Annotated in this window: 17 protein-coding genes; 9 read left to right on the forward strand and 8 right to left on the reverse strand. The window is 69.8% G+C overall.

The window, feature by feature from the left end; translation table 11 throughout:
* Positions 1 to 38 precede the first annotated feature (38 nt).
* The 3 genes from glyA to HW274_RS03710 are packed head-to-tail and all read left to right on the forward strand — an operon-like array spanning position 39 to position 4,029.
* Positions 39 to 1,349 (forward strand): serine hydroxymethyltransferase, encoded by a 1,311-nt coding sequence (gene glyA, locus HW274_RS03700; RefSeq protein ID WP_221935782.1) that lies wholly within the window; start codon positions 39 to 41, stop codon positions 1,347 to 1,349.
* On the forward strand, positions 1,346 to 2,242 hold the full coding sequence (locus tag HW274_RS03705) for a bifunctional methylenetetrahydrofolate dehydrogenase/methenyltetrahydrofolate cyclohydrolase (protein ID WP_185989210.1): 897 nt from the start codon (positions 1,346 to 1,348) through the stop codon (positions 2,240 to 2,242). Before glyA ends, HW274_RS03705 begins: the two co-directional genes overlap by 4 nt.
* A gap of 44 nt (positions 2,243 to 2,286) precedes the next feature.
* A complete protein-coding gene (locus tag HW274_RS03710; RefSeq protein WP_185989211.1) occupies positions 2,287 to 4,029 on the forward strand; it encodes a glycoside hydrolase family 32 protein in 1,743 nt (580 codons plus the stop codon).
* A gap of 102 nt (positions 4,030 to 4,131) precedes the next feature.
* On the opposite strand, the gene HW274_RS03715 is transcribed toward HW274_RS03710, so the two are convergent.
* Positions 4,132 to 6,042 carry a glycoside hydrolase family 68 protein gene (locus tag HW274_RS03715; RefSeq protein WP_185989212.1) on the reverse strand — a complete coding sequence of 637 codons (1,911 nt, stop codon included), beginning with the start codon at positions 6,040 to 6,042 and terminating at the stop codon, positions 4,132 to 4,134.
* 333 nt (positions 6,043 to 6,375) lie between these two features.
* Between HW274_RS03715 and HW274_RS03720 the strand changes: the two genes are divergently transcribed.
* Positions 6,376 to 7,569, forward strand: coding sequence for a choice-of-anchor L domain-containing protein (locus HW274_RS03720; protein WP_185989213.1), 1,194 nt, complete (start codon positions 6,376 to 6,378; stop codon positions 7,567 to 7,569).
* A 94-nt stretch (positions 7,570 to 7,663) separates the two neighbouring features.
* Here the strand turns inward: HW274_RS03720 and HW274_RS03725 are convergent, their stop codons facing one another.
* Together HW274_RS03725 and HW274_RS03730 are read right to left on the reverse strand one after the other, a co-directional pair.
* The gene (locus HW274_RS03725) at positions 7,664 to 7,888 is read right to left on the reverse strand and encodes a hypothetical protein (RefSeq protein WP_185989214.1); all 225 of its coding nucleotides are present in this window, start codon (positions 7,886 to 7,888) and stop codon (positions 7,664 to 7,666) included.
* Between the two features lie 12 nt (positions 7,889 to 7,900).
* Entirely contained in the window at positions 7,901 to 8,176 is a 276-nt protein-coding gene (locus HW274_RS03730; protein ID WP_009405739.1) for an acylphosphatase, read from the reverse strand.
* 76 nt (positions 8,177 to 8,252) lie between these two features.
* Between HW274_RS03730 and HW274_RS03735 the strand changes: the two genes are divergently transcribed.
* Complete coding sequence (locus tag HW274_RS03735; RefSeq protein ID WP_185989215.1) at positions 8,253 to 9,086, forward strand: exodeoxyribonuclease III; 834 nt, start codon at positions 8,253 to 8,255, stop codon at positions 9,084 to 9,086.
* A 69-nt stretch (positions 9,087 to 9,155) separates the two neighbouring features.
* On the opposite strand, the gene HW274_RS03740 is transcribed toward HW274_RS03735, so the two are convergent.
* The 5 genes from HW274_RS03740 to HW274_RS03760 form a co-directional block, all read right to left on the reverse strand.
* On the reverse strand, positions 9,156 to 10,571 hold the full coding sequence (locus HW274_RS03740) for an ABC transporter permease (RefSeq protein WP_185989216.1): 1,416 nt from the start codon (positions 10,569 to 10,571) through the stop codon (positions 9,156 to 9,158).
* Entirely contained in the window at positions 10,568 to 11,359 is a 792-nt protein-coding gene (locus HW274_RS03745; protein WP_185989217.1) for an ABC transporter ATP-binding protein, read from the reverse strand. Before HW274_RS03745 ends, HW274_RS03740 begins: the two co-directional genes overlap by 4 nt.
* The gene (locus HW274_RS03750) at positions 11,356 to 12,423 is read right to left on the reverse strand and encodes a biotin/lipoyl-binding protein (protein WP_003789614.1); all 1,068 of its coding nucleotides are present in this window, start codon (positions 12,421 to 12,423) and stop codon (positions 11,356 to 11,358) included. The genes HW274_RS03745 and HW274_RS03750 overlap by 4 nt, the downstream gene beginning before the upstream one ends.
* Positions 12,424 to 12,604: 181 nt before the next feature.
* The gene (gene galK / locus HW274_RS03755) at positions 12,605 to 13,882 is read right to left on the reverse strand and encodes a galactokinase (protein ID WP_185989218.1); all 1,278 of its coding nucleotides are present in this window, start codon (positions 13,880 to 13,882) and stop codon (positions 12,605 to 12,607) included.
* A gap of 68 nt (positions 13,883 to 13,950) precedes the next feature.
* Positions 13,951 to 14,748, reverse strand: coding sequence for a DeoR/GlpR family DNA-binding transcription regulator (locus HW274_RS03760; protein ID WP_185989558.1), 798 nt, complete (start codon positions 14,746 to 14,748; stop codon positions 13,951 to 13,953).
* A gap of 313 nt (positions 14,749 to 15,061) precedes the next feature.
* Here HW274_RS03760 and HW274_RS03765 point away from each other — a divergent pair, with 313 nt between their 5' ends.
* The 4 genes from HW274_RS03765 to HW274_RS03780 all read left to right on the forward strand — a co-directional run bounded on the left by HW274_RS03765 (position 15,062) and on the right by HW274_RS03780 (position 19,944).
* Positions 15,062 to 15,724 (forward strand): 2'-5' RNA ligase family protein, encoded by a 663-nt coding sequence (locus tag HW274_RS03765; protein WP_185989219.1) that lies wholly within the window; start codon positions 15,062 to 15,064, stop codon positions 15,722 to 15,724.
* Complete coding sequence (locus HW274_RS03770; protein ID WP_185989220.1) at positions 15,721 to 16,743, forward strand: YihY/virulence factor BrkB family protein; 1,023 nt, start codon at positions 15,721 to 15,723, stop codon at positions 16,741 to 16,743. The genes HW274_RS03765 and HW274_RS03770 overlap by 4 nt, the downstream gene beginning before the upstream one ends.
* Positions 16,744 to 17,381: 638 nt before the next feature.
* Positions 17,382 to 18,605, forward strand: coding sequence for a mannose-1-phosphate guanylyltransferase (locus tag HW274_RS03775; RefSeq protein ID WP_185989221.1), 1,224 nt, complete (start codon positions 17,382 to 17,384; stop codon positions 18,603 to 18,605).
* Between the two features lie 238 nt (positions 18,606 to 18,843).
* Positions 18,844 to 19,944 carry a BMP family protein gene (locus HW274_RS03780; protein WP_185989222.1) on the forward strand — a complete coding sequence of 367 codons (1,101 nt, stop codon included), beginning with the start codon at positions 18,844 to 18,846 and terminating at the stop codon, positions 19,942 to 19,944.
* Positions 19,945 to 19,968 lie beyond the last annotated feature (24 nt).

Here is a 19,968-nt window from a genome sequence, read left to right on the forward strand (position 1 = left end):
GCCACGGCGCAGCGTGCGCCCCACACCTGAGGAGAGACATGACCGCGCAAGCCGTCACCCCGTCCCTGAACCAGCCGCTGGCCGAGCTCGACCCGGACATCGCCGAGGTACTCACCGGCGAGCTCGCCCGTCAGCGCGAGACCCTGGAGATGATCGCCTCGGAGAACTTCGTTCCCCGGGCCGTCCTGGAGTGCCAGGGCTCGGTCCTGACAAACAAGTACGCGGAGGGCTACCCGGGCCGCCGCTACTACGGTGGCTGCGAGGTCGTCGACGTCGCCGAGTCCCTGGCCATCGAGCGCGCCAAGGCCGTCTTCGACGCCGAGTGGGCCAACGTCCAGCCCCACTCCGGGGCCCAGGCCAACGCCGCCGTCCTCCACGCCCTGGCCACCCCCGGTGACACCCTCCTGGGCCTGTCCCTGGCCCATGGCGGCCACCTCACCCACGGCATGAAGATCAACTTCTCCGGCAAGAACTACAACGCCACCGCCTACGGCGTGGACGAGACCACCATGCGCATCGAGATGGACCAGGTACGCGAGGCCGCCCTGCGCGAGCGCCCCTCGGTCATCATCGCCGGCTGGTCCGCCTACCCCCGCCACCTCGACTTCGCCGCCTTCCGCTCCATCGCCGACGAGGTCGGCGCCACCCTGTGGGTGGACATGGCCCACTTCGCCGGGCTCGTCGCCGCCGGCCTGCACCCCAACCCCGTCCCGCACGCCGACGTCGTGTCCACCACCGTTCACAAGACCCTGGGCGGCCCCCGCTCCGGCATGCTCCTGTCCAGCCGCGCCGAGCAGTGGGGCAAGAAGCTCAACTCCGCCGTCTTCCCCGGCCAGCAGGGCGGCCCCCTCATGCACGTCATCGCCGCCAAGGCCGTGGCCATGAAGATCGCCGGCACCGAGGAGTTCCGCGAGCGCCAGGAGCGCACCGTGCGCGGCGCCGCCATCATCGCCGAGCGCCTGGGGGCCGACGACGTCAAGGCCGCTGGCGTCAGCCTGGTCACCGGTGGCACCGACGTCCACCTGGTGCTGGTGGACCTGCGCGACTCCTCCCTGGACGGCCAGCAGGCCGAGGACCTCCTGCACACCGCCGGCATCACGGTCAACCGCAACGCCGTCCCCTTCGACCCGCGTCCCCCGCGCGTCACCTCCGGCCTGCGCATCGGCACCCCCGCCCTGGCCACCCGCGGCTTCGGTGACGCCGAGTTCACCGAGGTCGCCGACATCATCGCCGCCACCCTCGTCCACGGCGCCGCCGGCACCGCCGACGACGAGACCCTGGCGGCCCTGCGCGGTCGCGTGCGCGCCCTGACCGACGCCTTCCCCCTCTACCCGGGGCTGGCCCAGTGAGGGCTCCCTGGAACGGAGCGGCCCGGGTCCTGGACGGCAAGGCCACGGCCGCCGCCCTCAAGGCCGAGCTCAAGGAACGCGTGACGGCACTGCGCGAGCGCGGCGTCACCCCCGGCCTGGGCACGGTCCTGGTGGGGGAGGACCCCGGCAGCGTCAAGTACGTCGCCGGCAAGCACGCCGACTGCGCCGAGGTCGGCATCCTCTCCATCCGTGAGGACCTGCCGGCCACCGCCACCCAGGCCGAGGTGGCCGCCGCCGTCGACCGCCTCAATGCGGATGACGCCTGTACCGGCTACATCGTCCAGCTCCCGCTGCCGGCGGGCGTGGACACCAACGCGATCCTGGAGCGCGTCGACCCGGACAAGGACGCCGACGGCCTGCACCCCACCAACCTGGGGCGCCTGGTGCTGCGGGCCTCGGGGCCCATCGACTCGCCCCTGCCCTGCACGCCGCGCGGCTGCATCGAGCTCATGGAGCGTCACGGCATCGACCTGGCCGGCCGCAACGTGTGCGTCGTCGGCCGCGGGGTCACGGTGGGCCGCTCCATCGGCCTGCTCCTGGGCCGCAAGGACGTCAACGCCACCGTGGACATCTGCCACACCGGCACCACGGATCTGGCCGAGCACGTGCGGCGGGCCGATGTCGTCATCTCGGCGGCCGGCAGCCCCGGCATCATCACCCCGGAGATGGTCGCCCCCGGCGCGGTCGTCCTGGACGTGGGTGTCTCGCGCGTCGTCGACCCGGCCACCGGCAAGGGCCGCATCGCCGGTGACGTCGCCGACGGCGTCGACGAGGTGGCCTCCTGGCTCTCACCCAACCCCGGCGGCGTGGGGCCGATGACCCGCGCCCTGCTGCTGGCCAACGTGGTTGAGACCGCGGAGCGCTCGCTCTAGGGGGGGCGTCGCCGCTCGCCCGACCGGCCGATAACCTTAAGGCCATGACGGACGAGTCCCACGGCGCCCATCCCTCGGATCCTCACCACCCCACCCATCCGGCTGAGTCGGCAGGCTCCCCGAGCTCCTCGGGACCTGAGCCGACTCAGCCGGAGGTGTGTCCGCCGGCCCCTGCGGGCACGGCGCCTGAGTCGCCCTCGCCGGAGGCGACCGACCCCCAGCATCCGCAGCCGCGCAGGACCGGCCTGCGGCGTCGGACCCTCATCCTCGGCGCGGCCGGCGCCGGCGCCCTCATCGTGGGCGGAGCCATCCTGGTGCGCTGCACCACGGGGCATTGGAGCTCGCCGACGCCCACGGCCACCGACTCGCCGGCCTCGGCCGCCTACCGCCCCGCCTACCACTACAGCCCCGCCACGGGGAATCTCGCCGACCCCAACGGCCTGGTCCTCTACGAGGGCGAGTACCACCTCTTCCACCAGCAGGACGGCACCTGGGGCCACGCGATCAGCTCGGACATGGTGCACTGGAAGCGACAGGGAACGGCCCTGGAGCATGACGCGCAGGGCCTGGCCATGTCCGGCAGCTGCGTCGTCGACGGAGCCAACACCTCCGGCCTGGTCGCCGGCGGCGGCCTGGTCGCCGTCTACACCTCCACCGAGGGCGGCGAGGCCCAGTCCCTGGCCTACTCCACCGACCGGGGGAGGAGCTGGCAGCGCTTCTCCGGCAACCCCGTCATCCCCAACGACGGGCGCAAGGACTTCCGCGACCCCAAGGTCTTCTGGCACGAGGACTCCAAGGCCTGGATCATGATCGTCTCCGCCGGGGACCACGTCTCCCTGTTCCGCTCCACCGACCTCAAGGCCTGGAGCCACGCCAGTGACTTCGGCCAGGGCATCGGCTCGCACGCCGCCGTGTGGGAGTGCCCCGACCTCTTCCCCCTGACCGACTCCAGTGACGGGCGCACCCGGTGGGTCATGACCCTCTCGGTGGGCGCCAACGAGGAGACGGCCGGCTCCACCGCCCAGTACTTCATCGGCGACTTCGACGGTTCCGTCTTCTTCCCCGAGGACCGCGACACCCGCTTCACCGACGTCGGCCAGGACTTCTACGCCGCCCAGAGCTTCGAGCACGTCGAGGGCCGCCGCGTGTGGATGGCCTGGCTGGGCAACTGGAACTACCCTTACTCGCTTCCCACCGGGGACTGGCGCGGTGAGATGAGCATCCCGCGCGAGCTGTCCCTGACCACTGTTGGCGGCAAGCGCACCCTCGTGCAGAAACCCGTCCCCGAGCTCGACGCCCTGCGCGGGCGGGCCACCGACCTATCCGGCCGCCAGGCCACCGACACGGTGACGGCTCTGGGTACGGGACGCACAGTCGAGATCAACCTGACGCTGGACGTCTCCCACGCCTCCGAGGCCTGGCTGGGACTGGCCCGCGGCACGGTCGACGGCAAGACCCAGGAGGTGCGCGTCGGCGTCGACATCTCGGCCGGCACTCTCTACCTCGACCGCACCGACGGCGGGCTCACACAAGTCGACGGCAAGGACGAGGGGACCACCACCGACTTCGCCCTGCGCCGCCAGACGCAGTACCGCCCCACCGGCTCCACAGTGCGTCTGCACCTCTACCTGGACCGCTCCAGCCTCGAGGTCTTCGTCGACGACGGCGCCACCGTCGGCAGCCTCCTGGTCTTCACCGCCCCCTCCTGCCAGGAGATCGTCCTAGGGGCCAAGGGCACGGCCACCATCACGTCGGGAAGCCTCACCCCCCTGGCCGCGGCCCTGTAAGGGCGCCGCAGGACACGTCGACGACGAGGAGGCGGGGCCGCCGGAACTTCTGTTCCGACGGCCCCGCCTCCTGTTCGAGCAGTGATGCCCTGAGTGCGGCGTCTACTTCAGCCGCTGCGGGCGGGTGTCACCGCCGTTGGAGCGGGCCCGGTCCGAGGGGATGTCCGCGAAGCCTCCCAAGCCGTTGGTGCCGTAGGTGCGGTCCACCGAGGTGGTGTCCCCGGAGATGTTCAGCTTCACCGTCGGGGCCAGCGAGCCCCCGCGCACCGGGTTGCCGTCCTTGTTGCCGCCGATGGAGTCGATGAAGGACTCCACCAGGCCGCCGGGCATGACGTAGTGCGAGTAGGACTGGAAGGTGTACGGGCTCTGGTTGAAGTCCGGCGAGTAGGGCTTGCCCGGGTTGTAGTTGAGATTGATGGGGTTGCCCAGCGCGATCCCCGTGTTCTGGTTGAGCGGCTTGTAGTCGCTTCGCAGCCCGTCGCCCACGAAGCCGTAGACGCCCTCGGGGCCCTGGAGCCCGTCGGCATAGGTCTCCCGGTGCGAGATCGTGAACAGGTAGTACTTGCCGTCCTGGAAGTAGATCTGGGGCCGCTCGGTCTGGTCATTGACGCAGTTGCCGCTCAGCAGCGGAGGCAGGTACTCCCACTGGGTCATCGCCTTGTTCTTGGCCCGGGCCAGGCCCACGTTGGCCAGCTGGTAGTAGCCGCCGCGCTGGTTGACCGCCTCGACCGTCTCCGCCTTGGGATCGCCCTGCTCGTAGCCCAGATCCTCCGCGGTGCAGGTGGCCACAGCGGTGTTCTGACCGGCCTTGGCCGCGGCGTCGACGTACTGCTGCTCACGGACGAAGGCCGAATTGCCCTCGAAGACCATGTACTCGGTGGGGTCCGAGGGGTTGTTCTGGTCGCGGAAGGTGAAGGGGTCGCGGAAGTTCACGCCCGGGTTCTGCTCGCGGGTCTGGTAGTACTTGCCGTCCGGCACGAGCAGCTGGTGCTGGGTGCGGAACCCGGTGAGCCACACGCCGTTCTCGTCAGCGTAGATGCGTCCCTCGGACTGCACGATCCGCGGGTCGTAGGGCTTGGAGGCCGCGTTGTTGCCGTCCTGACCGTAGCCCCCGTCGCCACTGCCGCCGGTGGTGGTGTTGTAGAAGGCCACCGAGGTGTAGAACATGCGGATCTTGTTGCCCTCCATGAGGCGGGCCGAGCCGGACCACTCGGTCTGGGCCGTGAAGCTCTGGTCCTCGAAGATCGAGCCTGAGGCGCCGTCGGGGAAGACGTGCCCCCCGTAGATCCACCCGCCGTTGGAGCTGCCTGCGCCGTCGGCCGAGGAGGTCTGCGTGCCGGCCTTGCGGTAGAAGAAGCCCAGGCGCGCGTGGGTGTGGCGGTCGTCGAAGGTGTAGCCGGCGTGCCGGTCGGCCACCAGGGAGAAGGCGATCTCCCATCCGTTGTAGGAGATCTGGTGGGCGGCCTCATCGGTCAGCGTCCAGGTGTCCCACACCCATACGTCCTCGCTCGTGGCCGGGAAACCGTTGGAGATCTCCGGCATCGTGAACTGCTCGGGCATCGAGTTGGTGCCCGACGGCGCATTGGGGTTGGAGACGCGCTGGATCTGCATGGCGTCGGCGCGGGTCCACTTGGCGGTGTAGTTCTCCTCGACCCCGTGCGCCGCACCGGTGTGCTTGGTCGCATTGGCCCAGCCGGGGTTGTCGGCCTTGAAGCCCTTCGCGTCCTGGGCCGCGGCCCCACCGGCGGCCTGCTGGTCGCTCTGGCCCGCCTGGCCCTGCTCCGCGGGGCTCTGGCTCGCCTGCGCCTGGCCGGCAGGGGGCTGGTCGTTCTTCTGGGCCGCTCCCGCCTCGGGTGAGGCCTCGGCAGTAGCGGTGGCGGTGGGGGAGGCGCTGGGGGAGGGCGCCTCATCGGCGAGCGCGGTGGTGCCGGACCCGGCCACCAGGAGTCCGAGCGTCAGCGCCACGGCCAGTCGTCTGCGACGGGCGCGGAACGAAGTGTGTGTCACGGTCATTGTCCGTACTGTCCTTACTCATGAGGGATGAGGGTGTCAGTGCGCCGTGAGCCGCTGTTATGTGATCTCCCAGGTCCAACCTTAGGAGAACCTGGAGGCGGAGGGACAGGTCTTTGGACCGCTCTGTCAATATCGGGACACCGCCACCAAAGACGTAGGCCCTGTGTTCTCAGGGTTTCTTGAGGTTCTTGGTAATTTGGTGACATAGACCACAAGCCAAGGGCTTATTGTCCGGTTAGTCTGAGCGCGTTCTCCGTGAGCTGTCTGGTCTCCCAGCCTGTCGGTTCAGGTGGTCGTCCGCTGCCGGGCGGCCCCGTGTCTAACGGAGATCCTGTGAATACTCTTCCCATCCGTCTGCGACGGTTATCCGCTTCAACAATCGCTTTGCTGGCTGCGCTCGCCCTGAGTGCGGCCGGCCCGGCGGTGGCCGCTACAGCGCCGAATACGGCGGGGCAGTCCACCACCTCCCTGCGCAACACCTCCACGGTGAGCGCCCAGTCCCTGGCCCAGATGGTCGCTGGTCCGAAGGCGACAGTCTCCAACGCATCCGTCTCCGGCAAGGACGTCCAGATCGGCACGGTCAAGGGACTGCCCGGTGACGGCAACGCCATCACCGAGGGTGTCGCCCTGTCCACCGGCTCCCTCGTCGACCCCGATCCCACCGCCGACTCCGACACCGACATCACCCGCTCCGCCGTCCTGGGACCCAATGACGCCCTGGACACCACCGGTGACTTCGGCGTCGTCGAGGACCCGGCGGGACTGGCCAAGGTGGCCGGCACCGACGTCTACGACGAGGCCGTCCTGGAGTTCGACGTCACCGCCACCAGCTCAAACATCGTCCTCTACTACAGCCTCGGTTCCGAGGAGTACGCCGGCGCCACCGAGGGCACCCCGGCCTCTTGGCAGTCGCGCGGATACAAGGACCCGCTGAGCATCCAGGTCAACGGCACCGAGTGCGCCCACGTCCCCGGCACGCAGACGGCCGTGAGCGCCGCCTCGATCAACGAGTCCTCCAACGCCGCCTACTACACGGCTAATGTCTCGGGACACACGCCGGGGCAGATCCCCGTGGAGTTCAACGGCTACACCTCCGCCCTGCCCTGCCAGGCCTCCGTCACCCCGGGGCAGAAGGTGCACGTGCGCGTGGCCATCGCCGACGCCCAGGACGGCCAGCTCGACTCCACGGTTCTCCTGCGCACCCAGGGACTGGGCTTCACCGACAAGCCGATCACCGACCCCTGCAACGCCAAGGCCGGCAGCTGTGACATCCCCGGCAACAGCAACGGCTCCAACGGGGCGAAGAACGGCAAGGACTCCGCCACTCCGCCCGGTCAGGGCAAGCCGGGCGTGACCGACTACAGCGCCGCCTCGCCCACCGCGAGCCCCAAGAAGACTGTGGCCGGTCTGCCCCTGACCGGAACCCAGGCGCTCTTCCTGGGAGGCATCGCCCTGCTGCTCCTGGCCGGCGGTGGTGTCGCGCTCATGCTGCGTCGTCGTCGCCTGACCGGCTCTGAGGCCGGCTGACTCAGACTACGGCCAGTAGACGGCTGACGGGGCGGATGAGGCTCTCCTCATCCGCCCCGTCAGTCTGTGTCTGCGGCTCATCGTTGCTGGGCGCTCAGTCCTCCTCTTGCCGGGAGGCGCGACGCGCCGCCAGCTCCTTGGCCAGCATCGCGCAGCCCAGGATGCACAGCGGCATGGAGGCCAGCCACAACAGGGTGCTGATACGGGACAGCAGCGAGGTCTGAGCCAGCACGGGCAGGACGGCGGCGATGACGATGACCGCCATCCACACGCCGACTCGCTGTGCGCCGCGCGGTGCTCGGGCGTCGTCGGGTTCCATGACCCGATCCTCTCACCCGGTGATCTCGAACCTGCGCTCATCCAGGCAGCCGGCGCGCAGGTCGGTGACGGTGAGCCGGCGCACCGAGGCCCACCGCGGGCCGTGCCGCAGCCACGCGATCAGCCGGCCCACGGCCTCAGGCTCGCCCTGGGCCGTGACCTCGACGTCGCCGTCGGGCAGGTTGCGGACCTGCCCCACCACCCCCAGCTCCTGGGCGGTGTAGGCGCAGTGGTAGCGGAATCCCACTCCCTGGACCGTGCCCTGGACCAGGACGTGAACGGTTCTCACGGTGCTGGCACTCCTACCGGCGTCGCTCATGGCCCTATCGTCTCAGGCTCAGGGCCGAGCGCGTAGGCTTGCCGCCATGCGTATCGCCACTGTCAACGTCAACGGCATCCGGGCCGCCGCCCGCAAGGGCATGGGGGAGTGGCTCGCCGCCTCCGCCCCCGACATCCTCCTGCTCCAAGAGGTCCGGGCCGACGAGCAGATCGCCGTCGACCTCCTGCCCGGCTACGAGGCCGCCATCTGGCCCTGCCGCATCAAGGGACGTGCGGGCGTGGGCGTCGCCGTGCGTGAGGGCGGCCCCGCCACCCTCGGCGAGCTGCGCTACGGCGTGGCCGCGCCCGGCACCGAGGAGCCCGACGTCGACTCCGGCCGCTGGCTCGAGGCCGACCTGAGCCTCACCGGCTTCGACGGTCTCGAGCGGCTCACCGTCATCTCCGCCTACCTGCACTCGGGCCAGCTGGGCACCGAGAAGATGGACCAGAAGTACGCCCACCTCGAGCTCGTCGACGCCCGCATGGCCGAGCTCCTGGCCGCCGCCCGTGATGGAGGGCCCCAGGTCGTCATGGCCGGGGACCTCAACGTGGTGCGCTCCGAGCGTGACATCAAGAACTGGAAGCCCAACCACAACAAGATCGCCGGCGTCATGGACGAGGAGATCGCCCACCTGGAGGGATGGTTCGCCTCCGGCTGGGTGGACGCCTCGCGTCACCTCGTGGGGGACGAGGAGCAGGGGCCCTACACGTGGTGGTCCCAACGCGGCAAGGCCTTCGACAACAACACCGGCTGGCGGATCGACTACCAGGTCCTCACCCCCGCCCTGGCCGAGCGGGCCCACAGCGTCACCGTGGACCGGGCGCCCGACTACGCCTCACGCTGGTCCGACCACGCCCCGCTCGTCGTCGAGTACCGCTGAAGACGCGGCTGACCTTGTCGGAGAACACGTCGGGGTCGGGCACCTGAACGGCCCGACCCCGACGGCCTCTCAGTAGCGGATCGCGTCGATCGGCCGGATGCGGGTGGCCACGATCGCCGGAATGATGCCCGCCAGCGCGCCCACGGCGGTGGCCGCGACCAGGCCGATGACAGCCGCCACCATGGGGAAGGGCGGGGTCGTGGTCACCGGGATGCCGAGGAAGGCGCTCAGCGGCATGACGCGCATCCCCACGATGGCGATCCCGATGCCGACGACGCCGGCGACCACGGTGGCCACCACCGACTCCAGCATGATGGAGAAGAAGATGCGTCGGCTCGTCGCCCCGAAGGAGCGCCGCACCCCGATCTCGTGGATGCGTTGACGCACGGTCACCAGTGAGATGTTGACCAGGCTCAGGGCCCCCAGCAGCATGACGAACACGCCGGCGGCCGTGACCACCTGGGTGAAGGTGTTCGCGCTGGAGCTGAAGCCGCCGCCCTGGAGGTTGTCCTCGGCCTGGGTCGAGCCCTGACCGAAGCGCGCGTCCAGGTCCTTCTTGGCCAGGCTGGCGACCTCCTTCGCGCCGTCCTGACCGGCCCAGATCTCCAGCGTGGGGGCGGGGCGGGCGGCGTCCTTGGGCAGCCAGTGCTCATAGGGCGTGTTGAGGGCGAAGGCGGTCACGGGCTGGGTGCACGGCAGGCCCGCGTCCCGCTCGGGGTCGCCGCTGCAGCCCATGAGGGAGAGGTCCTCCGCCTCCAGGACGCCGACGATCGTGAAGGAGGTCTGCACCGGGGAGAAGGAGGTGATGGTGACCGGCTCGGTGAGCTGCTGGATTCCCAGTGCGTCGAGGAAGCCCTGGGTGACGACCAAGCTCGGGGAGAGGTCGTCCTCGTCCTGCGCGGTGAACCAGCGCCCCTGGGAGACGGTCTTGTGGTGCAGGAGCCCGTAGCTCAGGCTCACGGTCTGGGTGGGCACGCTCCGAGCGCCGTCGGGGAAGGAGAAGCGCACGTTGGAGGTGTAGGTCGTCGCCCAGGACTTGACCTCGTAGCGCTCGACGAAGCTGTTCATCGCCCCTGAGATCTTCGCCGCGGTCGCAGCACTGGTCGTGGAGCCTCCGCCCGCGCCCCCTGCAGCGCCCGCACTGCCTGCGCCACTGGTACCGCCCGCACCATCGCTGCTACCGCCGCTGGCCCCTGAGTCTGCGCCGGTGCTCGACTCGGGGGCGTCGTCGGCCTGGAGGGCCTGGTCCAGGCCCTTGCCGGTGGGGCTGACGTTGATCGTCACCGTGCCCGGGCGGCCGGTGTACTTCTCGCTGACCTTGTTGATGGCGTCGACGGAGACCTGACCCAGGGCGATGACGAAGGTCATGGCCGCCACCGCCGCCGCCACGCCCACCAGCGACAGCAGGACCCTCAGCTTGCCGATGCGCAGCTGGGCCCAGGCCTCGACGATGGCGCCGAAGAATCCTGTGAGAATGCCGTTCATGAGGCTCCTTCTTGGCTGGTGGGCGCAGACGGGGAGGGGGATGCCGGAGGTGCGGTGACGACCTCACCGAACTCCTCCAGGCTGCCGACCTTGCGACGCATGACGGAGATCGGGGTGAGGGTGCCGTGATCGAGCCGGTACTGGGTGTGAGCGCGGCCGGCCACAGCCAGGTCGTGCGTGATGATGATGAGGGCGGCGCCGTTCTCGGCGCACTGACGCTCCAGGAGCGTCATGACTGAGTTGCCGGTGTCGACGTCGAGAGCGCCGGTGGGCTCGTCGGCCAGGATGACGCTGGGGCGGCGCGACAGCGCCCTGGCGATGGCCACCCGCTGCTGCTCGCCTCCCGACAGCCGCGAGATGGGCGAGCCCACCTTGTCACCCAGGCCCACGGCCTCCAACAGCTCGGCGGCCCGCGCGCTGCGGGTCCAGAAGGCCCTGCCGGTGTCGTACAGGAGAGGTGCCGCCACGTTCTCGGTGGTGGTCAGTCCCGGGATGAGGTTGAAGGACTGGAAGACGAAGCCGAAGGTCTGTCCCCGCAGGTGGGCGCGGCGACTCTCCCCGAGCCGGGAGGTGTCGGTGCCCGAGAGCGTGTAGTGGCCCGATGTCGGCTTGTCGATGAGACCCAGGATGTTGAGCAGAGTCGACTTTCCCGTTCCCGAGCGCCCCACGATGGCCACATGCTCACCGGGGGAGACGCTCAGGTTGACTCCCGTGAGGATGTGCAGGGGCTCGGAGTCTGGAACGGTGAAGGTGCGGGTGATCTCCCGCAGCTCCAGCAGCCCGCTCACAGGATCTCCTTGCCTTCGGAGTCGTAGCAGGCGGAGTTGTCCGGCTCGCAGGTGTCCGGTGTCCCGGTGCGGCGCGTGTCCTTGTTGGGGACGAACTGCAGGACCTGCTGGTCGGCCTTGAGGCCGGCGGTGATCTGGATGTTCGTGCCGTCCGTGATCCCCAGCTTCACAGCGGTCTTGACCGCCTTGGAGGCGTCCCCGGACTCGGGCACCAGCCACACGAAGCCCGAGCCGACCTTGCCCTCCACGGCGGTGACCGGAACCATCAGGGCCTCTGAGGCGCTGCCGGCGTCAACGCTGATGGTCACCGGCATGCCCGCGAAGACCTTCTGGTCGCCGGGAACCGCGCAGCGCATCTCCACGCTGGTGCCGTCACCGGAGGTGGTCGTCGTCGAGCCGTCCCCACCGGTGGTCGTGGAGGTGGAGGCCTTGGTACCGACCTTGAGGTTGTTGCACTGGAAGGGCGCCGGGCCCCCTTCCAGGGTCAGGGTCGCGGCAGTGGGCGCGTTGGTGAGCCGGTACTGCTGCGCGGCGCTGACGGTCCCGGTGGCCGAGTAGGTCGCGGGGGTGATGGTGGCCACGACGACGCCGACGCCGGTCTCCTGCTGCTTGAGGACCTTGGGGGTCACGGTGCCGCTGACGGGGGCGTAGATCGTGGACCAGGTGACCTTGTCCTCGGTCGGGGTCTGGGTGACGTTGCCGCTCTCATCGGTCTTGGTCACCGGGGGCTGGGACTCGGAGTGCTTGATGTAGAGCAGCGGGTCGCCGGCACTGACCTGGGTGTCCTTCTCCACGGCGACCGAGTCCACCACGCCGGCCAGGTCGGCCTGAACCTCGACCGTGGCGTCCTGAACGATGTGACCCTTGACCGAGACCGTGTTGGAGATGCTGCCTTTGGTTACGGGGACGGTTTTGACGTCGGCGGCGTAACCCGGGGAGATGTCAGCGGTCGTACCGTCGCCCTGCGAGGGGAAGAAAGCGATCTTCACCAGGGCGACGGCGACGATCACCGCGATGAGGGTCTTGAGGGCGGGCCAGACGAAGCGCTTCACGGCGTCCTCCATGGAAGGCGGCGGGATCAGAACCGGGTAGGGATCCCGGGTTCCTGATTAATACGCGCAGAGACTACGGCACAGGCGGTTGTCAGACCTCATCCTGAAGGAGGAACGCTGATGGTCTTGTCCAACCATGGTTGGACAAGACCATCAGCGTCAGGCGCGGGGGCTCAGCGGTGCCTCGGTCCGTTCAGGCGAGCCTGCCGGCAGGGGCGGCGGGAACCGCATCGAGGAAGGCCGGTGGGTTGAAGCCCTCGCGCTGGTAGGCCTCGGCCACGGCGCGGGCCACGTCGTGGACGGCGTCGGCGTCCACCAGGGCGATCGCCGAGCCGCCGAATCCGCCGCCGGTCATGCGCGCCCCGTGGGCGCCGGCGGCGCGGGCCGCCTCCACGGCCACGTCCAGCTCGGGGCAGGTGCACTCGTAGTCCACGCGCAGTGACTCGTGCGAGGCGTCCATGAGCCTGCCCGCCTCGGCGAGCTTCTCGCCGCGCAGGGGCTGCCCGTCCTGCAGGAGCGCCACGAGCCGACGGGTGCGGTCGATCTCGGTGACGACGTGGCGGGTGCGCTTGACCAGCTCGTCGGCGTCGTCGCCGTCGGTGGCCGCCAGGCACTCCAGGGCACCGGGCAGGTCCTCGATCGCGATGTCCGCCAGGAGCTCCACCCCGAGGAGCTCGGCGGCCCGCTCGCAGGCCGCTCGCCTGGCCCCGTACTGGCCGTCGTCCAGGGAGTGCTTGGCCTTGGTGTCGATGACCAGGAGGGCCAGGCCCTCGGCGGCCAGGTCGAAGGGCACGTGGGTCACCGAGCCGTTGCGGCAGTCCAGCTCCAGGGCGTGACCCTCGCGGCAGCGCAGGGAGGCCGACTGGTCCATGCCGCCGGTGGGGGCCCCGGCCATCTCGTTCTCCGTGCGCACGCAGTTGGTCACCAGGCGGGCGCGCCCGGCGTCGTCGGGCTCCTGCGCAGTCCCGGCCAGGCCCAGGTGCGCGACCTCGTCAATGGCGACGGCGGCCGAGCACTCCAGGGCCGCCGAGGAGGACAGTCCGCCTCCCAGGGGCACGCAGGAGACGAGGGCGGCGTCGAAGCCGGGCAGGTTCTCGAAGCCGTCGCGCTCCAGGGACCAGGCGACGCCGGCGATGTAGGAGGCCCAGTGCGCCACTTCCCCGGGGGTTCCCTTCGGGCCGATCGTGTCGAGGTCCATGACGTCGACCTTCTCCCGGGTCTGGGGGGAGACCAGGCGCATGACGCGGTCCTCGCGGCGCCGCAGTGCCAGGTGAGCCCGGTGGGGCAGGGCGATGGGCAGGGCCAGGCCGCCGTTGTAGTCGGTGTGCTCGCCAATGATGTTGACGCGCCCGGGGGCGTACCACACGCCGTCGGGCTCGGCCTCGAAGACCTCCCGGAACAGGGCGGTGGCGGCCTCAGCGCCCTCCTGGGGGCTCAGTGCAGGGGCGAAGACGGGAGCATCGTTGGTCATCGTGTTCTCCTGTGGTGGGTTGTTGTGAGTGAGCGGACAGGCTGAGGAAGGGGTAGGGTCGGGCCGGGTCACGTGGCGATGGTCAGGCGGGTACCGGCCTGCGTGAGCGCGTCGACGACGTCGGCGTCGGGCTCGGCCTCGGTCACCAGGACCCCGATGTCCCGGGTGGCGCAGAAGGAGCGCAGCCCCAGCACCCCCCACTTGGAGGAGTCCAGCGTGGCCACCACCGTGCGCCCGGCGGCGACCAGTGCCTGGTTGGCGGAGGCCTCCTGCAGGTTGGGGGTCATGAGCCCGGCCTCGGGAGTGAAGCCGTGGGCGCCCAGGAAGACCCACTCCACGCGCATCGTGCTCAGTGCGTCGATGGCCACCAGCCCCACCAGGGCGTTCGACGGCGTGCGCTCGCCGCCGGTGATGACCACCGTGGGGGCGTCGCGGTTCTCGGCGCGGGCGGCGTCGGCGGCGTCGAAGAGCACCTGCGCGGCGGGAAGCGAGTTCGTGATGACGGTCAGGGTGGGGAAGTACTCCAGCTCGGTCAGGGCCTGGGCGAGCGCGAGCGTGGTGGTCCCGGCCGACAGCGCCAGGGAGTCACCGGGGCGGACCATGGCGGCCGCGGCCTGGCCGATGCGGCGCTTGGCCTCCAGGTTGAGGGTCGACTTGGCGGTGAATCGCGGCTCGAGGGTGGTGGGGCCGGCGGCCACCGCCCCGCCGTGGACGCGCTCGACCAGCCCCTGGGTGACCAGCTCGGTGATGTCGCGGCGCACGGTCATCTCGGAGATGCCCAGCTCCTCGACGACGTCGGCCACCCGGACCCCGCCGGTGGCCGCGACCCGTTCCAGGATGTGCTCCTGGCGCTGGCGGGCGAGCATCGGGGCCGGACGGGGCGATCCGACGGCGGAGGCTGAGGGGCCGGGTTGCATGGGCCCAGTCTGCCAGACCTCGGCGCCGAAAACGCCATGTCCGCACGTTCCCGCACAGAGTCGCACAGGCGGCGGTGAGGGCGGCCGTTCCACCCGTTCGGTCGGTCATGGCACACTTATCCCGCTCGTGCCGCGCCCCCGGCTGGGATAACAGGGGCGTGACACGGTAATGTGTTCGGGTCGCCCTCAGGGCATCCGTTCGTCCAGACGCCGACACCTCATCAGCCCGGTCAACCAGTCATCCCGTAGGAGCCCAGGAGTCATGCAGATCCCCGCACCAGGCGCGCACCAGTGCGTCATCGGTGTGGCCATCGCCCTGCCCTCCCACTACGCCGCCCAGGTGCGTGCGGTGCGGGAGGCCGCCGGGGATCCTCTGGCCGAGGTCGTGCCGCCCCACATCACGCTGCTGCCGCCCACGGCCGTCGACCTCGACTCCCTCGACGAGGTCATGCGCCACCTGCGCAACGTGGCCGCCGGGACGAGCCCCTTCGAGGTGCGGCTCGACGAGGTCGGCACTTTCCGGCCCGTCAGCCCCGTGGTCTACCTCGGGCTGCGCAGCGGCGCCGAGGAGTGCGACCGTCTTCAGGTGCGGGTGCGCGACCGCCGAGGGCCCCTGGCCCGTTCGCTCAGCTTCCCCTTCCATCCTCACGTGACCCTGGCTCACGAGGTTGCCGAGGACGGTCTCGACACCGCGGCGAGGAAGGGTGCGGACCTGACCATGAACTTCACCGTCACCGAGCTTCATCTCTACCGACACCGCAGCCGGCCCGCCGGCCACGGCGATAGCCAGTGCCCGGCTTCGGAAGGGGGCTGGGACGTGGTGGCCGCCTTCGCCTTCGGAGGCTCCCTGGCCCCTGACGCCTCCGCTGACACCGCGGCGACCGCACTGCCGGTACCCCCGACGACTCCGGTGGTCTCGGTGTGATCGAGCGCGTCAAGGAGCTGTTGGCGGTCGGGCGGCGCTTGCGGGTCGGCCGGGCCCTGATCCGCTACGGCACGGCGCGCGGCGCGCTCATGGCCGGGGGAATCGCCTACACGGGCATGTTCTCGGTCTTCGCCGTCCTCGTCATTGGCGTGAGCATGCTCATGGCGATGCTCGGTCAGCACCCCACCATCCGGGTCGCCGTCGTGGACTCCATCAACTCGCTGCTGCCCGGTGTCATCGACAAAGGCAACGGCCAGGGGTTGGTCTCGGTCGAGCAGCTGACGCTCCCCTCAGCGCTCAACCTGGGATCGGTGCTGGCGGCCGGGGCCTTCATCTACTCCGTCATCAGCCTCATGGGCACTCTCAAGATCGCCTTGCGGGCCATGTTCGGACTGGTCAATCCCGTCATGAGGCCGGTGATCGGGCAGCTGGCGAATATCGCGGGGTTCCTCGTCATCGTGGCCGGAGTGCTGGTGACGGCCGTGGCCTCGGTGGTCACCACGACGCTGTCGGGCAGTGTCGGTCGCTCCCTGGGCCTGCCGCAGTCGCTGACCGGAACCGGGGCGTGGGTGATGACGCTCTTGCTCTCCTTCCTCATCGACACCGGCGTCCTGGTGCTCCTCATCACCGTGTGCGGCATCCGCCCGCCCCGACGCGACCTGCTGCAGGGCTGCATGCTGGGCGCCTTCGCCCTGGGTGTGCTGCGCCAGGTGGGGACCGGGGCGGTCGGCTCGGTGACGCGCAACCCGCTTCTGGCCTCCTTCGCGGCCATCGCCGTCCTCATCCTGTGGCTGCACCTGACCAGCCGTGTCGTGCTGCTCGTGGCGGCCTGGATGGCCAACCCGCCGCTGCCCCGCGACGTCGACCACCCCGACGAGGTCCACGCCCACGAGCGCCCCAACTACGTGACGCTCTCCGTGCCCGAGACCCTGGCCTGGCCCCGCCAGTCCATCACCGGCAGTCTCGAGGCGGACCCGACGGCGCACCCCGACTACGTCCCCCCGGTGCCGATCCCGTGAGTGCATGGAAGCACTTATGGGAGAGGCGGTGAATGGTGGTGCTGACGCCCGACGGCGAGTTTTTCACGAGTCAAACGATGAGGATGATGTGTTCTTGAGGCCTCGGGTGCCTACCGAATCGATAGGGGATATATACGTCGGTGGTTCGTGAATCCTGGGTTGAGATTCTCGTCCACACGGGTAATACTGCGTATCGAACACATTCCTTGTTCTCTTCCCCTGAAAGGAGTCGTTGTGTCGGCGTCTAAACGAGTGCTCATCTTTGCGTTGGTTCTGCTGGTAGTGGGTGCGGGAGCCATTGGGGTCAGTCTTATTCCTGCGAGCGGAGAGGCCCCCAAGTACGAATGTGTCACCGATGGGTCCGTCAGTTCCGGGTTCAGCGATCCGGACCAGGGGGACTGTCCCATCACCATTGAGAGCTATCAGGCTCGTGCCCAGTGGAAGAGTCAAGGATGGCTTGGTGAGAGCGCCTATACGGTTCGCAAAGCAGCGGCAGGTGGAGTGGTACTCGGCATTATTGGTTTGATTGCCGCAGGTGTCATGAAAACGACTCAGCGGAAGAAGGTCTCTCGGCCCGGGATGTAGATGCTGAGACTGGGGCGGTAGTGTGTGCGAGGTTGCGGTCCGAGCGCTAGCCTGTGCCGGTGACTGAGATTTCTGGCAACCCTGGCACGTCCGATCGCGCCGTACAGCCCGACGGGTCGGCGCCGGCCATTCACGCCATCATTCCCGCAGGCGGTGCGGGCACCCGGCTGTGGCCGCTCAGCCGGCGCCGGCGCCCCAAGTTCCTCCTCGACCTCACCGGGGCCGGCCGCAGCCTTCTGCAGGACACGGTGGAGCGACTGGCCCCGGTGACCGCGACGACGACGGTCGTCACCGGCGTCGCCCACATCGCCGCCGTGGCCGACCAGCTCCCGAGCATCCCGCGCGACAACCTCCTGGCTGAGCCCTCCCCGCGCGACTCCATGGCGGCCATTGGCCTGGCCGCCGCCGTCATCGCCCACCGACACGGACGAGACGCCGTCGTCGGCTCCTTCGCCGCCGACCACACCGTGGCCGACCGGGCCGCCTTCGCCGACGCCGTCCGCCAGGCCGCCCGCCTGGCCGAGCAGGGCTGGGTGGTCACCATCGGGATCGAGGCCACCGGCCCCTCGACCGCCTTCGGCTACATCCACGCCGGCGACCCCACCGACGTGCCCGGGGCCCCCGACGGACGTCGGGTCCTGGGCTTCACCGAGAAGCCCGACGCCGACACCGCCGCCGCCTACCTGGCCACCGGCGACTACCGCTGGAACGCCGGCATGTTCGTGGTCCGCGCCGGCGTCCTCCTGGACCACCTCGCCGAGCTCAGACCCCAGCTGGCCCAGGGCATCGAGGCCATCGCCGCCGTCTGGGACGCCCCCGAGCGCGAGGAGGTCCTGGCCGAGCGCTGGCCCGCCCTGGAGAAGATCGCCATCGACCACGCCATCGCCGAGCCGGTGGCCGCAGCCGGGGGAGTGGCCACCGTGCCGGTCTCCATGGGCTGGAACGACGTCGGCGGATTCGACGCCCTGACCGACCTCGTCCCTCCGCGCACCGAGGGGCCGGCCACCGGTGCCGGAGTGCTCGACGACAGCGACGACACTGACGGGTCTACCGGCGCCGCCGGCGACGCCGCCCCGCGCGCGGAGATCCGGGCCCTCGACTCCGACGGGGCCCTCATCGCCTCCACCTCCGGACGCACGGTGGTGCTCTTGGGAGTGCCGGGCACCGTCGTCGTCGATACGCCCGACGCCCTCCTGGTCACCACCCCCGAGCACGCCCAGGACGTCAAGAGCGTCGTCGACGCCCTCAAGGCGGCCGGCCGAGAGGACCTGCTCTAGCCGGACCACTGCACCGCGGGCGCAGCAGCCGTCGAAGTCGCTGGGACCGCTGGAACCGCTGAGGTCTTGAGGGGCCCGGCTCGGAAGAAGACAGTCCTCCGGCGCCGGGTCCCTCATCGAAACCACGACGATCGCGAGCTCATCCCGGAGGAAAGGGTGGTGTGAGAATGAGGGATTCTCGCCTATCCTTGACATTCGAATGTGTCCCCCGTCGCACGGGAGAACCACGGAGGTTTCCATGAAGAAGGCCTGCTCCGCGATGACGCTCGGCGCGGCTGTGGCCCTGGCCCTGGCCGCCTGCGGGACGCCACCGGCCCAGCGGCCCACCCGCAACCTGGAGGGAGCCAAGAACTTCACCGCCTGCATGCTCTCCGACGAGGGCGGATTCGACGACCATTCCTTCAACGAGTCCGGCAAGAAGGGCCTGGACCGGGCCGGCAAGGAGCTGGGAGTCAAGACCATCGCAGTGCAGTCGGAGAGCTCGGCCGACTACGCCACCAACATCTACGCGCTCATCCAGCAGAACTGCAAGCTCGTCATCGGCGTCGGCTTCAACATCGCCGCCGACCTGACCGAGTCGGCCAAGGCCAACCCCGACATCCAGTTCGCCCTCATCGACGCCTCCTTCATCGGCGCCGACGGCAAGCCCGCCGCCCTGCCCAACACCAAGCCTCTGTTGTTCAAGACGGCCGAGGCCGCCTACCTGGCCGGGTACGCCGCCGCCGGCACCTCCCGCACCGGGGTCGTGGGCACCTACGGCGGCAAGCCTCTGCCCACCGTCCAGATCTTCATGGACGGCTTCGCCAAGGGAGTGGCCCGCTACAACCAGGACACCGGCGCCCAGGTCCAGGTCAAGGGCTGGGACACCACCACCGGAAAGGGCGGCTCCTTCGTCGGCAACTTCACCGATGCCGCCAAGGGCCAGGCCATCACCGAGCAGTTCATCTCCCAGGGAGCGGACATCATCATGCCGGTGGCCGGCCCCGTCGGCCAGGGCACGCTGTCCTCCGTGCGCCAGAAGAACGACGCCGGGGGCACCAACGCCGTCATCTGGGTCGACTCCGACGGCTACACCTCCTCCGGTGACGGCAGCATCATCATGACCTCTGTGGTCAAGGAGATCGGCAACTCGGTCTTCGACACCGTCAAGAACGCCTCCGAGGGCAGATTCTCCTCCGAGCCCTACATCGGAACCCTCAAGAACAGCGGGGTGGCCGCCGCACCCTTCCACGACTTTGACTCCCGGGTGCCGGCGCCGGTCAAGGCCAGGCTCGAGGAGCTGCGAGGCCAGATCATCGACGGGTCCCTCGACGTCTCCACCCCCTACGACCCCTCCTGACCGCCCGGCCGGGGCCGGCGCCCC

Origin of the sequence: Actinomyces sp. oral taxon 169, from assembly GCF_013394715.1 — a bacterium.
Taxonomy (GTDB): domain Bacteria; phylum Actinomycetota; class Actinomycetes; order Actinomycetales; family Actinomycetaceae; genus Actinomyces.

Excerpts from the sequence above, each read along its gene's own strand:
- glyA (WP_221935782.1), top strand. The coding sequence starts at position 39 with ATGACCGCGCAAGCCGTCACCCCGTCCCTGAACCAGCCGCTGGCCGAG.
- HW274_RS03710 (WP_185989211.1), top strand. The coding sequence starts at position 2,287 with ATGACGGACGAGTCCCACGGCGCCCATCCCTCGGATCCTCACCACCCC.
- HW274_RS03715 (WP_185989212.1), bottom strand. The coding sequence starts at position 6,042 with ATGACCGTGACACACACTTCGTTCCGCGCCCGTCGCAGACGACTGGCC.
- HW274_RS03725 (WP_185989214.1), bottom strand. The coding sequence starts at position 7,888 with ATGGAACCCGACGACGCCCGAGCACCGCGCGGCGCACAGCGAGTCGGC.
- HW274_RS03735 (WP_185989215.1), top strand. The coding sequence starts at position 8,253 with ATGCGTATCGCCACTGTCAACGTCAACGGCATCCGGGCCGCCGCCCGC.
- HW274_RS03740 (WP_185989216.1), bottom strand. The coding sequence starts at position 10,571 with ATGAACGGCATTCTCACAGGATTCTTCGGCGCCATCGTCGAGGCCTGG.
- HW274_RS03750 (WP_003789614.1), bottom strand. The coding sequence starts at position 12,423 with ATGGAGGACGCCGTGAAGCGCTTCGTCTGGCCCGCCCTCAAGACCCTC.
- galK (WP_185989218.1), bottom strand. The coding sequence starts at position 13,882 with ATGACCAACGATGCTCCCGTCTTCGCCCCTGCACTGAGCCCCCAGGAG.
- HW274_RS03760 (WP_185989558.1), bottom strand. The coding sequence starts at position 14,748 with ATGCTCGCCCGCCAGCGCCAGGAGCACATCCTGGAACGGGTCGCGGCC.
- HW274_RS03765 (WP_185989219.1), top strand. The coding sequence starts at position 15,062 with ATGCAGATCCCCGCACCAGGCGCGCACCAGTGCGTCATCGGTGTGGCC.
- HW274_RS03780 (WP_185989222.1), top strand. The coding sequence starts at position 18,844 with ATGAAGAAGGCCTGCTCCGCGATGACGCTCGGCGCGGCTGTGGCCCTG.